This window comes from Marinobacter mobilis (assembly GCF_900106945.1).
Taxonomy (GTDB): Bacteria; Pseudomonadota; Gammaproteobacteria; order Pseudomonadales; family Oleiphilaceae; genus Marinobacter; species Marinobacter mobilis.
In genome coordinates, this window is sequence record NZ_FNNE01000007.1 from 263,247 (window position 1) to 276,814 (window position 13,568).

The 13,568-nt window shown below is 59.1% G+C and carries 14 protein-coding genes and 2 tRNA genes; 9 read left to right on the top strand and 7 right to left on the bottom strand.

Going from position 1 to position 13,568, the window contains the following annotated elements; genetic code table 11:
• Positions 1–4 precede the first annotated feature (4 nt).
• From BLV11_RS12755 to hemA, 4 genes are read right to left on the bottom strand one after another with little or no spacing between them, the layout of a single operon-like run.
• Positions 5–751 (bottom strand): HesA/MoeB/ThiF family protein, encoded by a 747-nt coding sequence (locus BLV11_RS12755; protein WP_091814816.1) that lies wholly within the window; start codon positions 749–751, stop codon positions 5–7.
• Positions 738–1,607 carry a peptide chain release factor N(5)-glutamine methyltransferase gene (prmC, locus tag BLV11_RS12760; RefSeq protein WP_281242778.1) on the bottom strand — a complete coding sequence of 290 codons (870 nt, stop codon included), beginning with the start codon at positions 1,605–1,607 and terminating at the stop codon, positions 738–740. The genes BLV11_RS12755 and prmC overlap by 14 nt, the downstream gene beginning before the upstream one ends.
• The gene (gene prfA, locus BLV11_RS12765) at positions 1,600–2,685 is read right to left on the bottom strand and encodes a peptide chain release factor 1 (RefSeq protein ID WP_091814819.1); all 1,086 of its coding nucleotides are present in this window, start codon (positions 2,683–2,685) and stop codon (positions 1,600–1,602) included. Before prfA ends, prmC begins: the two co-directional genes overlap by 8 nt.
• Positions 2,682–3,974: a glutamyl-tRNA reductase gene (gene hemA / locus BLV11_RS12770; protein WP_091814822.1), complete on the bottom strand. Its 1,293-nt coding sequence runs from the start codon at positions 3,972–3,974 to the stop codon at positions 2,682–2,684. Before hemA ends, prfA begins: the two co-directional genes overlap by 4 nt.
• A 281-nt stretch (positions 3,975–4,255) precedes the next feature.
• Between hemA and BLV11_RS12775 the strand changes: the two genes are divergently transcribed.
• The 9 genes from BLV11_RS12775 to BLV11_RS12815 all read left to right on the top strand — a co-directional run bounded on the left by BLV11_RS12775 (position 4,256) and on the right by BLV11_RS12815 (position 11,375).
• Positions 4,256–6,022 carry a tetratricopeptide repeat protein gene (locus BLV11_RS12775; RefSeq protein ID WP_091814826.1) on the top strand — a complete coding sequence of 589 codons (1,767 nt, stop codon included), beginning with the start codon at positions 4,256–4,258 and terminating at the stop codon, positions 6,020–6,022.
• A gap of 26 nt (positions 6,023–6,048) precedes the next feature.
• Positions 6,049–6,666: a lipoprotein insertase outer membrane protein LolB gene (lolB, locus tag BLV11_RS12780; RefSeq protein ID WP_091814915.1), complete on the top strand. Its 618-nt coding sequence runs from the start codon at positions 6,049–6,051 to the stop codon at positions 6,664–6,666.
• Positions 6,633–7,517 carry a 4-(cytidine 5'-diphospho)-2-C-methyl-D-erythritol kinase gene (ispE, locus tag BLV11_RS12785; protein WP_091814829.1) on the top strand — a complete coding sequence of 295 codons (885 nt, stop codon included), beginning with the start codon at positions 6,633–6,635 and terminating at the stop codon, positions 7,515–7,517. The genes lolB and ispE overlap by 34 nt, the downstream gene beginning before the upstream one ends.
• Positions 7,518–7,536: 19 nt before the next feature.
• Positions 7,537–7,611 (top strand) — tRNA-Gln (locus tag BLV11_RS12790).
• Between the two features lie 52 nt (positions 7,612–7,663).
• Positions 7,664–8,608, top strand: a complete 945-nt coding sequence (locus tag BLV11_RS12795; RefSeq protein WP_091814832.1) for a ribose-phosphate diphosphokinase — start codon at positions 7,664–7,666, stop codon at positions 8,606–8,608.
• Positions 8,609–8,764: 156 nt separating this feature from the next.
• On the top strand, positions 8,765–9,397 hold the full coding sequence (locus BLV11_RS12800; RefSeq protein WP_091814920.1) for a 50S ribosomal protein L25/general stress protein Ctc: 633 nt from the start codon (positions 8,765–8,767) through the stop codon (positions 9,395–9,397).
• Positions 9,398–9,418: 21 nt separating this feature from the next.
• Complete coding sequence (gene pth, locus BLV11_RS12805) at positions 9,419–10,009, top strand: aminoacyl-tRNA hydrolase (RefSeq protein WP_091814835.1); 591 nt, start codon at positions 9,419–9,421, stop codon at positions 10,007–10,009.
• Between the two features lie 105 nt (positions 10,010–10,114).
• Positions 10,115–11,206 (top strand): redox-regulated ATPase YchF, encoded by a 1,092-nt coding sequence (gene ychF, locus BLV11_RS12810; RefSeq protein ID WP_091814838.1) that lies wholly within the window; start codon positions 10,115–10,117, stop codon positions 11,204–11,206.
• 92 nt (positions 11,207–11,298) lie between these two features.
• A tRNA-Met gene (locus tag BLV11_RS12815) sits at positions 11,299–11,375 on the top strand.
• Positions 11,376–11,625: 250 nt separating this feature from the next.
• On the opposite strand, the gene BLV11_RS12820 is transcribed toward BLV11_RS12815, so the two are convergent.
• From BLV11_RS12820 to BLV11_RS12830, 3 genes are all read right to left on the bottom strand, one after another.
• Positions 11,626–12,033 (bottom strand): GFA family protein, encoded by a 408-nt coding sequence (locus BLV11_RS12820; RefSeq protein WP_091814841.1) that lies wholly within the window; start codon positions 12,031–12,033, stop codon positions 11,626–11,628.
• A 121-nt stretch (positions 12,034–12,154) separates the two neighbouring features.
• Positions 12,155–12,697: a DinB family protein gene (locus BLV11_RS12825; RefSeq protein ID WP_091814844.1), complete on the bottom strand. Its 543-nt coding sequence runs from the start codon at positions 12,695–12,697 to the stop codon at positions 12,155–12,157.
• A gap of 105 nt (positions 12,698–12,802) precedes the next feature.
• Complete coding sequence (locus tag BLV11_RS12830; protein WP_091814848.1) at positions 12,803–13,162, bottom strand: nuclear transport factor 2 family protein; 360 nt, start codon at positions 13,160–13,162, stop codon at positions 12,803–12,805.
• Between the last annotated feature and the right edge of the window lie 406 nt (positions 13,163–13,568).

Below are 13,568 nucleotides of genomic sequence, written 5' to 3' on the forward strand. Positions count from 1 at the left end.
GGGGTCAGCCGCCACACACCGGGCAGTTGGGGTCGCGGGCCAGTGCCATCTGACGCCATTCCATGCGCCAGGCATCCAGAATTTGCAGGCGGCCAACCAGTGGCTCACCCACCCCGGCGATGACCTTGATGGTTTCCATGGCCTGGGTGGCGCCAATCATACCCACCAACGGTCCCATGACGCCCGCTTCCGAGCAGCTGAGGTCCTCATTGCCGTCTTCGGGATACAGGCAGTGGTAGCAAGGGCTGTCCGGACGACGGGGATCAAAGACCGAGAGCTGGCCTTCGGCACGAATCGCCGCTCCGGATACCAGCGGCACCTGTGCCCCGACGCAGGCCCGATTGAGGGCAAAGCGGGTATGGAAGTTATCGGTACAGTCGACCACAACAGTCGCCGACGCCACTTGCTCGACCAAGGCGTCACCGTCCAGCCGCGAGCTGATCGCGGTCACCTCGACCAGCGGATTGATGGCCGTCACCCGCGACGCCAACGCCGCCGCCTTGCTGTCTCCCAACTGGGCTTCGCCGAACGCAATCTGGCGCTGCAGGTTGGTGACTTCCACCCGGTCGTCGTCAACCAGTGTCATTCGCCCGACACCGGCAGCCCCGAGATAGAGTGCCACCGGACAACCAAGACCACCGCTGCCCACCACCAGAACATGGGCTGATTTGAGCCGCAGCTGACCGGCCACATCAAAGGCTGGCAGCAACAACTGACGGCTGTATCGCATCAGTTCATCATCGGTCAACATTGGCATGCTCCTCATTACCCATCCACTGACCCAGGGTCAGGCGATCCTGGCGACCATAATCCTGACGACTGTCCACGGCGCTGAACCCCGCCTGCAGAAACAGCCCCTGCACCGCAGGCGCCTGGTCATAGCCATGCTCCACCAGCAACCAGCCCCCCGGCGCCAGCCAGGCAGGCGCCTGGGCAACGATCTGGCGAAGGTCATCCAGCCCATCAGCACCCGCCACCAGCGCCGTGGCCGGTTCAAAGCGAACATCCCCCTGCTGCAAATGATGGTCATCGGCAGCGATATAAGGGGGGTTGGAGACGATCAGATCAAAGCGGGCCAGCGGCAGTTCATCAAACCAGTGACTCTGGTGAACGGTGACCGGCAAGTTCAAGCGCGCGGCATTATCGCGGGCCAGCTCAACCGCACCTGGCATGGCATCACTGCCCTGCACCCGCCACCCCGGCTGCTCGCTGGCCAGGGCCAGAGCGATGGCACCGGTTCCGGTGCCCAGGTCCAGCACCTCGGCCTGCGCCGGTAACGGCAGCGACAGCGCCGTTTCAACCAGGCACTCGGTATCGGCCCGGGGGATCAGGGTCGCGGGCGTCACCCGCAAGGTCAGCGACCAGAAATCCTGTTCACCCAGCAAGTGGGCAACCGGTTCTCCGGCAACCCGGCGAGCCAGCAGCTGGCGGAAGTACCCGGCCTGTTCGGCGCTGACCTCGCGCTCCGGCCAGGCACGAAAGCTGGTGCGGGACCAGCCGGTCACGTGGCTCAGCAACAGCTCGCCATCAAGCCGTGGAGTCTCACTATCAATAGCGGCTACGGCCTCAGCGAGCAGGTGCTCACAGGTCAGTGATGATTCACTCATCAGACATGCTGGCCAGCAGTTCGGCCTGGTGTTCCTGCAGCAGCGGACCAATCACCGGAGACAGATCACCGGCAATCACTTCATCCAGCTTGTACAGTGTCAGGTTGATACGGTGATCGGTGACACGACCCTGGGGGAAATTGTAGGTTCGAATACGTTCGGAACGGTCGCCGCTGCCCACCAGACTCTTGCGGGCCTCGGCCTGGGATTTCTGGGTGCGTTCACGCTCGGCATCCCGCAGGCGCGTCGCCAGAAGGCTCATCGCCTTGGCCCGGTTCTTGTGCTGGGAACGCTCTTCCTGACACTCCACCACCATCCCCGTTGGCAAGTGAGTCAGGCGAATGGCGGAGTCGGTCTTGTTTACGTGCTGACCACCGGCGCCGGACGCGCGGAAGGTGTCCACTCGCAGGTCGGCCTTGTTAATCTCGATGGCTTCGGCCTCGTCAGCCTCCGGCATCACCGCAACGGTACAGGCAGACGTATGGATGCGACCCTGGGATTCGGTTTCCGGCACCCGTTGCACCCGATGGGCACCCGACTCGAACTTGAGTTCGCCGTACACGCCATCACCGGCCACCCGGCTGATAATTTCCTTGTAGCCACCATGCTCGCCGGGGTTCTCGCTGAGCACTTCAACCTGCCAGCGTCGGCCCTCGGCGTAGCGGGAGTACATGCGGAACAGGTCTCCGGCGAAAATGGCGGCCTCATCACCGCCGGTGCCGGCACGAATTTCAAGGAACACGCTTTTGTTATCGTCGGGGTCCTTCGGCAGCATCAAGCGCTGCAACTCTTCATCGAGCTCGGCACTTTTCTGCTCGGCCAGGGCGCGCTCTTCCTCCGCCATCGCCTTCATTTCCGGATCGCCCTCATGGGCCAGTTCGGCGGCGGCCTCAATGTCATCTAACGCGTGGCGGTAGGCCCGAAAACACTGAACAACAGGCTCAATTTCGGCGAACTCCTGGGATAACGTACGAAATTTATCCTGATTGGCGATCGTTCCCTGATCACTTAACAACGCACTGACTTCCTCGTAGCGGTCAACCAACTGCTCGAGTCTGGCCTGAATCGATGGTTTCATAGTTTTTCCGGAGTGACGGAAACCTCGTTACTGTCCTGGGTTTCCAGATTATGCAGCTCTCTGAGCCAATGGGCAGCTTCGACCCGGCCTTCGGCGGTGGCCTTGCGTACCTGAATGGTGGGTTCATGGAGGAGTTTGTTGGTCAACCCGCGGCCAAGGCTGCGAATAACCGTTTCGGCATCGGCGCCATTACGCAGCGCCCGCAACGCCTTGGTCACCTCGGCATCACGCTGCCGTTCGGCCTGCTCGCGCAACAGCCGTAGGGTCGAGACTGAATCCAGCGCCCGCAGCTGGCCAAGGAACTCCTGGGCACCGGCCAGTATAAGGTGCTCGGCCTCACGGGCCGCACCTTCTCGGGAGCGGACATTTTCTTCAATGACCTGCCGCAGATCATCCACGGTATAAAGATAGACGTCGGCCAGCGAGGCCACTTCCGGTTCGATATCCCTCGGCACCGCGATATCAACCATAAAGTAGGGGCGATGCTTGCGCTTTTTCAGCGCCCGCTCCACGGCGCCCTTCCCCAGAATCGGCAACGGACTGGCGGTTGAGGCGATGACAATATCAACCTCAGGCAGATAATCGGGAATGTCGGCAAGGACAATGCCACGACCACCGTGGATCTCGGCGAGATTCTGGGCCCGGTCCAGGGTACGGTTGGCCACCAGAAATTCCCGGACACCGGCATCAGCCAGATGCTTGGCCACCAGCTCAATGGTCTTGCCTGCGCCGATCAGCAGGGCCTTGTTGCGGGACATGTCGGAAAAAATGTGGCTGGCCATGCTCACGGCCGCATAGGCCACTGACACCGGGTTCTCACCAATAGCAGTATGGGTGCGCACCCGCTTGGCGACCGAGAAGGTCTGCTCGAACAACCTAGACAGGAAGGTGCCGCAGGAATCGTGTTCCCGGGCCAGGGCGTAGGCATCCTTGAGCTGGCCGAAGATCTGCGGCTCGCCCAACACCATGGAGTCAAGCCCGGACGCCACCCTCATCATGTGGCGAACGGCTTCAGCATCCCGGTGCAGGTATACCGCATCCTCCAGCTCCGCCGGGGTCAGCCCGTGAAAACCCGCAAGCCAGCGCAACACCAGCGGGGCGCAGTCATCATCGCCCGCCAGATACAGCTCGGTCCGGTTACAGGTAGACAGGATAGCGGCTTCACTGGCGCCAGACGCCGCCCGCAACTCGGCAAACGCTTCTGTCATGCGCTCGGGGGTGAACGCAATGCGCTCCCGGAGGTCAACCGGGGCCGTGCGATGGTTAATGCCCAGCGTTAGTAATGCCATATCAGGGTGTGAAAGCCTTCTGCGCCAGTAGGTTATGTCCACGCCAACAATAACACGGCACGTTGCGGACACCTGGATAATCCCCCTATTTTACCGAGGGATATAGCCGCCCGCCACCCAAAACCCCGATGGAGGCACCGGACATTCGCCCAAATCACGGCAACTACTGACAGGTTAGGCAAGATCAAATGCTTATGCCATCATAGGGTTTCGCACTTGGGAGCCCCGGCGGGCTTTCCGGGTACTGGTTCCCTCGTTGTACTTTTGGTTCGGGACGTCGTATGCAAAAACCTGTCTTGTTGATCGCTGCCAGCCTCCTTGGACTGTCGCTGTCAGGCTGCGCAAACCTCATGGGCACGGCAGAGCCCGCGGCCGGCACCGAAACCGCCGAGCCCACGTCGCTCAGCCCCCAGCCACAGGCAGACGCATCCCAGGACACCCCCCCCGACTACGCCGACTTTGAACCCGAGGTACTGTACCTGCTGCTGTCTGCCGAAGTGGCCGGGCAACGGGGCCGATATGATGTCACACTCCTTAATTACGTCCGCGCCGCCGAGCTTTCCCGCGACCCGGGCGTCATACAGCGAGCCATGGGTATTGCCCAGTCACTCAATGGCGACAACGCCCAACAGCAGCTTGGCCAGCTCTGGCTGGAGTCAGACCCCGATAACCTGGAAGCCCACCGGGTACTGACAATCCAGGCCATCAAACGCAATCAGATGGACATCGCCCTGCAACACATGGAGGCCATCATGAGCCTCGGCGGCGATGGCGATTTCGACAATCTCGCCGCCATGTCCAGCACCCTGCCTCCGGAAAGCCAGCAGGAGCTGTTGGCGCTGTACCAGCAACTGCAGCAACGTCATCCGGACAACCTTGAAATCGAGTACAGCGTTGCCCTGCTGCTGAAAATCAACGGACACCCCCAACGCGCCCTGCAACAACTGGACGCCGTCCTGGCGCAGACGACAACCTTTCAGCCAGCCATCATGCTCAAGGGCGACCTTCTCTATCAGACCGGCGAAACCGGACCGGCGCTGGATTACCTGCAGCGACACACCCGGATTTACCCGGCCAACCGGCAGATGGGCACCCTTTATGCGCGCATACTGATCAACGAAGGCAACATGCGGGCGGCTCAGGATGAATTCGCCCGTCTCATGACTCGGTTTCCGGAAGTGCCAGGCCTGCGCCTGTCTCACGCCCTGGTCGCCCTTGAAAACAACGAAGTCGAACTTGCCACCGATGACCTCAACGAACTGATTGCCCAGGGGCATCATGTGGATGAGGCCAACTTCTATCTGGGCAAGATCGCCGACGACGAACAACGGCCCCAGGAAGCGATTGGCTACTATGAGCGGGTCGCCAAAGGCTCCCATTACTTCCCCGCACTGTCCCGGGCCAGCGCGTTACGCGCCGAGGCTGGCGATATCGATGGCGCCCTCACCAACATTCGTACCCTGAGGGAAGCCAACCCAAGCCAGGCGGAAAACTACTGGCTGATTGAAATCAATCTGCTGTTGGAAGCTGGCCGCGCCGAGGCCGCCATCGACATGGCCAATTCGGCACTGCAGGACCAACCCAACAGTGTCCGCATCCTCTATGCCCGCGCCATGCTGCACGACACCCTGAGCCAGACCGCTGAAGCGGAGGCAGATCTGCAGCAGGTACTGGTGGCGGAACCGGACAATGCCGTCGCCCTCAATGCCCTGGGCTACATCCTCGCCACCAGGACCGATCGCCTGGATGAAGCCGAGACCATGATTCGTCGCGCCCTGGAGCTCAGCCCCGGCAATCCGGCCATCCAGGACAGCATGGGCTGGGTACTGTTCCGTCAGGGTGATCACAGCCAGGCACTGGAATACCTGAAAGCCGCCTACAGCGATTTCCCTGATCCGGAAGTGGCCGCCCACTTCGGTGAAGTCCTGTGGACCATCGGCGAGAAAGAGCAGGCACGCATCATCTGGCGCGAGGCTCTGTCGCTTGACCGGGAGCACCCCATCCTGCGGGAAACCATTTTACGCCTGACAGGAGACCAGGATCTGTGAAACCCAGCTTCACCACTCTCGCAGCCATGGCCATGACCCTTTGGCTGTCTGCCTGCACCACGATTACCCTGGATCCCCTGCCGGAAGGCCTGACCGACCAGCCACCCCTCGACTGGCAGCAGCGACAAACCCAACTACAGTCCCTGCAACGCTGGCAACTGCAGGGCAAGCTCGCCGTCCGGCAACCGTCCGACAGCGGCAGCGCCATCATCAATTACTGGACCCAGCAGCACGAGGCCTACGAACTCTCGCTGTCCTCTGCGTTTCTCGGCCTCGGAACCACCGAGCTTAAAGGTGTGCCCGGTTTCATTTCACTGACGCTGTCGGACGGCGAGACCTACCACTCAGCAGACCCTGAAGCGTTAGTCGAAGCCGCCACCGGCTGGCAGCTTCCCCTTGAGAGCCTGCCCTGGTGGATTCGCGGCCTGCCCAACCCGGCCAGCGACTACCGCCTGTACTTCGATGGCGACCACAAACTGGCCCTGATCCGTCAGGACGGCTGGGAAATCCGCTACGATCGCTGGAACCGGTTCATGGCCGACAAACCGGAACTGCCCGCCCGCATTACCGCGGTGAGCGGCGAAAAACGGGTGCGCGTGGCCGTAACCCAATGGCAAGCCCTGAACGCGGAGCCGGCCCAGTGACCCTTACCCTGCCCTCACCAGCCAAGCTCAACCTGTTCCTGCACATCAACGGTCGCCGCGCCGACGGCTACCATGAGCTTCAGACTCTTTTTCAGTTCCTTGATTACGGTGACGACCTGAGTTTCGAGTTACGGGGTGATGGCCAGATGGTCCTGAGCCCCTCCATCCCCGGCGTACCCGACGAAGACAACCTGATCATCCGCGCCGCAAGACTGCTGGCTGAACACAGCTCCCACCCCGTACCCGGGGTAAACATCACCCTCAACAAACGCCTGCCCATGGGCGGAGGGCTCGGTGGCGGCAGCTCCAACGCCGCAACGGTACTGCTGGCGCTTAACCACCTGTGGCGCCTGAACCTGGACACCGACACCCTGGCCCGGCTGGGCCTGCAGCTAGGCGCTGATGTACCGGTATTTGTGCGCGGAACGGCTGCCTGGGCCGAGGGGGTGGGCGAAGTACTGACCCCGGCACAGCCGCCGGAAGACTGGTTCGTGGTGCTCAAGCCAGGCTGCGACATCAATACCGGAAAGATTTTTTCACAGGAAGGGTTGACAAGGGACACCCCGAGAATCAAAATAGCGCCCGCTTTTGAGGGAGACGCCTCGAGGTACCGAAATGACTGTGAGGATGTAGTTTGCAGACTGTATCCCGAGGTTAGAAAAAGCCTGGATTGGCTTTCACAATTCGGACCAGCAAGATTAACCGGAACCGGGGCTTGCATTTTTGGACGTTTCCCTACAGAATCCGCAGCCCGGATTATCTGGGAAAGCAAACCCTCCGGCATCAAGGGGTTCGTAGCTAAAGGGGTGAACCTTTCACCTCTACACAAAAAGCTAGCAGAGCTGAAATGATGCCAAAGAAGCACGTTACTGGGGTGTCGCCAAGTGGTAAGGCAACGGGTTTTGATCCCGTCATTCGCAGGTTCGAGTCCTGCCACCCCAGCCATCTTTCCCCCTCTGAATCTGAATCCAACGCTGAGACTCTGAAGGATACCGTCGTGTCCAAACTGATGATTTTTGCTGGTAACGCTCACCCGGAACTTGCCCAGAGCATTGCCAAAAAACTCGCCATCCCCATGGGCCAGGCCACTGTAGGCAAGTTCAGCGACGGTGAAACCACCGTTGAGATCAACGAGAACGTTCGTGGCCACGACGTCTTCATTATCCAGCCGACCTGCAATCCGACAAACGACAACCTGATGGAACTGATCGTTATGGCGGATGCTCTGCGCCGGGCTTCTGCTACCCGTATCACCGCGGTTGTTCCTTATTACGGCTATGCCCGTCAGGATCGCCGGGTACGTTCCACCCGGGTAGCCATCAGCGCCAAGGTCGTGGCAGACATGATCTCCAGCATCGGCGTTGACCGGGTTCTGACCGTTGACCTGCACGCCGACCAGATTCAGGGCTTCTTCGACATCCCGGTGGACAACATTTATGCCACTCCGGTGATGATGGAAGATATCGAAAAACAGAACTTCGAGAACTTTGTTGTCGTTTCCCCGGACGTCGGCGGCGTTGTCCGCGCCCGCGCTGTCGCCAAGCGACTGGATGATGCCGATCTGGCCATCATCGACAAGCGTCGTCCGAAGGCCAACGTTTCCCAGGTGATGCACATCATCGGTGACGTAAAAGACAAGACCTGCATCCTGGTCGACGACATTGTGGATACTGCCGGCACCCTCTGTAAGGCTGCCGACGCGCTGAAAGAACACGGCGCCGCCAAGGTTGTGGCTTACATCACCCACCCGGTGCTGTCTGGCCCAGCCATTGAGAACATCAGCAATTCCACACTGGACGAACTGGTTGTTTGCGACACCATCCCGCTGGATGAAAAAGTCCGCAACTGTGATAGAATTCGCCCCCTTAGCATGGCCGGCCTCCTGGCAGAGTCTATTCGTCGCGTCAGCAACGAAGAGTCTATCAGCCAGATGTTTGAATAAAGCCCGCCAGGCGAACAGATCCAAGCCGGGAGCCCTTTTGGGCTCCCGGCTTGTTTAACTTGCCGGAAAACAAACGTTTTTCGGCTTTTTCATAGCAAACCACCTGTAGCATCAGCCTGGTCGCGGGCCGCTCAGGTGCTGATTGAGGTAATTGATATGTCTCAGGAATTCGTACTCGAAGTCGCCCTTCGTGACGACCAGGGCAAAGGTGCGAGCCGCCGCCTGCGTCGCGAAGAAGGCAAAGTGCCGGCCATCATCTACGGTGGCGGCAAAGACGCAACTGCGATCTCTCTGCGTCAGAACGAAATGGTGAAAGCGCTGGAAAACGAAGCGTTCTACTCCCACATTCTGACCCTGAAGGTTGACGGTAAAGACGAAAGCGTGATCCTGAAGGATCTGCAGCGTCACCCGTACAAGCCGACCCTGATCCACGCTGACTTCCTGCGCGTCGACAAGGACCACGAAATCCACGTCAACGTACCGCTGCACTTCGTTAACGAAGACACTGCACCGGCCGTTAAGACCGAAGGTGGCAAGGTATCTCACCAGATGACTGAAGTAGAAGTTATCTGTCTGCCGCAGAACCTGCCTGAGTTTATCGAAGTGGACATCACCGACGTAGCGATGGATCAGGTCCTGCACCTGAGCGACCTGAAGCTGCCGGAAGGCGTTCGCATTGCTGCTCTGCAGCAGGGCGAAGATCACAACCTGCCGGTTCTGGCGATCCACAAGCCGAAGGGCGCCAAGGACGACGAAGCCGCAGCTGAAGAAGGCGAAGGCGAGGAGTAATCCCGCCTGGGGCGACGGTCAATGGCGCAGCAGATTGTCATGGTGGTGGGACTGGGTAACCCCGGTGCCGACTATGAAAATACCCGTCACAACGCCGGCGCCCTGTTCGTCGAAGCTCTGGCCCGCCATGCGGGCCAGACGCTCCGTCCGGAAAAGAAGTTCCACGGCTTTTACAGCCGCATTCACTGGCAGGGACTCGACCTGCATCTGTTAAATCCGACCACCTTCATGAACCGAAGCGGGCTGGCCATCAAGGCCTTGGCGGATTTCTACAAACTGACCCCTGAACAGATCCTCGTTGCTCACGACGAACTCGACCTGCCCCCCGGCACGGCCAAGCTCAAGCAAGGCGGCGGCCACGGCGGCCACAATGGTCTGCGTGACACCATCAGCCATCTCGGCAGCAAGGACTTTCATCGCCTGCGTATCGGCATCGGCCATCCCGGCGACGCCAAAAAGGTAACCGGTTACGTGCTCGGCCGCTTTGGCAAACAGGAAAGCGAAGAGCTGGACGCCGTGATCGACGAAGCCATCCGCGTTCTGCCCGACGCCAGCAGCGGCAAAATGGCCCCCGCCATGAACCGCCTGCACAGTTTCAAACCCGGCAACTGATCCCCCCCCTCCACCTTCTGTTGCCTGCGGACACTCCGCACTCGCGCCCTGCCCCCTCGACCGGTATAATCCCGCCACAATTTTCAGTATCAGCAGAGGCAATCCATGGGCTTTAACTGCGGCATCGTCGGCCTTCCTAACGTCGGCAAATCCACCCTGTTCAACGCACTGACCAAAGCCGGCATTGGCGCGGAAAACTTCCCGTTCTGCACCATCGAACCGAACTCCGGCGTCGTGCCCATGCCAGACCCACGCCTCACCAAGCTGGCAGAGATCGTCAAGCCTGAACGGGTTCTGCCCACGACCATGGAGTTTGTCGATATTGCCGGCCTCGTCGAAGGCGCCTCCAAGGGTGAAGGCCTGGGCAACCAGTTCCTCGCCAACATCCGCCAGACCGACGCCATTGCCCATGTCGTGCGCTGCTTTGAAGACGACAACGTGATCCACGTTTCCAACAAGGTCCATCCGGCAGCCGATATCGAGGTGATCAACACCGAGCTGGCGCTGGCTGACATGGACACCGTGGAAAAAGCCATCAAGCGAGTCCAGCGCGTTGCCAAGAGCGGCGACAAGACCGCCAAGGCCCAGCTGGAAGTCTTTGAAAAGCTGTTGCCGGTGCTGAACGAAGGCAAACCGGTACGTGGCATGGCGCTGAGCACCGAAGAAGAGGTTCTGATTCGTGAGCTGTGCCTGCTGACCGTCAAGCCCACCATGTACATTGCCAACGTCTCTGAAGACGGTTTCGAAAACAACCCGTTCCTGGATCAGGTACGTGAAATCGCCGCGGCAGAGAACGCCGTCGTGGTTCCGATCTGCAACAAGATCGAAGCGGAAATTTCTGAACTGGAAGACGAAGAGAAGAGCATGTTCCTGGAGGAAATGGGCATGGAAGAGCCCGGCCTCGACCGAGTGATCCGCGCCGGCTATAACCTCCTGGGCCTGCAGACCTACTTTACCGCTGGCGTGAAGGAAGTTCGTGCCTGGACTGTCCGCATCGGCGCGACCGCCCCTCAGGCCGCCGGTGTCATTCACACCGACTTTGAGCGTGGCTTCATCCGTGCCGAAGTCATCAGCTACGACGACTTTGTACAGAACAACGGCGAAGCCGGTGCCAAGGAAGCCGGAAAATGGCGCCTGGAAGGCAAGGAATACATCGTCAAAGACGGCGACGTCATCCATTTCCGCTTCAACGTGTAATTTTTTAGAAAAAAACGGCGCCTTCCCCTTGACAGAAAGCGCCCATTTCTTGAAAATACGCGCCTCGTTTGGGGCATAGCCCAAGGCGAAATGGCAAGGTAGCTCAGTTGGTTAGAGCACAGCACTCATAATGCTGGGGTCGGCGGTTCGACTCCGCCCCTTGCTACCAGTATTCGAAAAAGCCCGCTTTTAGCGGGCTTTTTTATTGCCTGAAATAATGCCTTTTCGACCGCCGGGCATAGTCCGCCCCTAACCCACCAACTCCCTCTCCCGTCGTCAACGCTTAGAAGCGGAACGCCAGCCAAGGCGTTTATCCATCAGCTATTGTTGCTGCCGCAGCTCATCCGATCTCGAACCAGGACGCCTTACAGTCCACGACTGCATGTCACTGTGCTTTTACTCCCGGATGCAATGCTGAACTAAGGCTGCTCGTCGAATACCGCGACGCCGTCAGGAATGGAAAACCAGTCCTGCTTCTCGCTTACCCAAACATGGGCCGTCGGCTTGATGATGCTGGTGTCGGACAGGTTTGACGGTTTGAGTTTGATCTTGTCAGGCTCCTTTGGGTCGAAGTGGTACATTCGATTGCCACAGGTTGAACAAAACTTTGCCCCGTTGACATTGCCGCTGTCGGCGATGCGACGCCATTCAACCATGTCACCCTGAAACTTAATGTCATCCGCACTTACAACGGCCGTGATACTGAATGCGCTTGTCGACAGCTTCTGACATTCCTTACAGTGGCACGCCACAACCATCAGCGGCTCGGCAAGCAATTGATAGCTGACACCCCCACATTGACACGACCCTTCGATTGGATAGCTCATAGACCTCTCTTAACGTTAGACATCGCCTTTCGCGAACTTCCCGCGAGCAGAAGGCATTTTAGCGCTCGCAGCACTGCACAACGGCCTGATTTGCCGGTAGCTGCCCCCATGACTTACCGGGTTACGCAGGCGTTTCCTCGGGGATCAGAGCCAACAAATCAGTCACCCCAATACCCACGCCTGCCTGCGAAAGTAACGCAGACACCTGCCCTCGATGATGGGTCTGATGGTTAAAAAAATGAAGAATCAGGCTCGAATACCGCTTATTGGCAGGCACCCCTTTCGTGTTTCGGTAGCTGAGCAGCCTCCCCAGATCCTTATCGGATAGCCCCGCGATCCAGTTAATAATCAGTCGATCCAACCAGATTCGCTGCTCGGCTAAACAACCCAGGTCATCATGGAGCGTTTGATCCAGGCGCGTTGGAGCCTGAAGCTCTGCCACCGGCCGCAAGGCGTCCAGAGAAGCTGGATCGGTAGCAAAGCGTTGGAGCCAGAGGATATCCCCCACCAGGATATGATTCAGGGTACCCAGCACAGAGCCGAAAAAGGCCCCCCGATCTTTTGCCAACTCCGCCGCCGACAGCTGCCCCGCGGCCTCATACAGGTTCGAGTTCATCCACTGATTGTAGGCGGCAAGCAATTCAAACTGATGTTTCAAGCTCATAGAGATCCGTCTCATGTGTCACACGCAGGGAAGGGGCTGGCCAACCGGGACCCCGATCCCCCTTCAGCCCCCATGCTAATTGATCCACAGCGTATCCTACGTCCGTTAGCGTGCCCCCTTCCATTGTTCGGTATCGACAAACCACCGCTCCTCGTAGATCTTGTCGCCATCGAACCGGAACAAGACCGCCAACTGAGACCCACTCACCTTGTCGGACTGCCAGTCGACAATGGAAACAACCTCATCGGGACCCTCAATGTGGCGCAGCCCGGTGATTTTAAAGCCTGCCGGGAGCACCTCCCCCAGCCTTCCCAAGGCGTCGCGAAACGCCGTACGCCCGCTAACAATGTCCGTCTGCCCGGGCATGATGAACGTCATCTCGTCCTGATAGTCCTCCACCAGGGCATCGAACTCGCCCGAGGCAGCCGCATCCCACCCCCGTTGCACAATCTCTGTCGCATTCATTGCTCTCCTCCCCATCCGCCTTGATACGTACCCCGGCATTTGGCGAACCAGCGGCCGGCAGGCACGCATCAGCATAGAACGAGGCAGATGATGATCCTCTCTCTTTGAGCATAGACCATGGGGAGCCGGAAGCTGGCTCGGACGATGTTTCGAGCGTATTGAGCAAACCTGGCTTGGTGACCGGCCCTTGAAAAAGCCTGTCCCGGTTTTCTGCAAAGATGAACTGATAACTTTTCCCAATATCATATAAAAAAAAGCTCGAACCCCCTGTGGCTCCGTCGCTAACCTAACTCTTTCTATTAGTTAGCATTCTGTAGTGGTCAACTAATCCCGGACAGTATTTTAAGTTTTTCCTCGGCAGCAACCGGAGAAATGCCACCGTTGAATGAGTGTGGTCGCTGCCGGT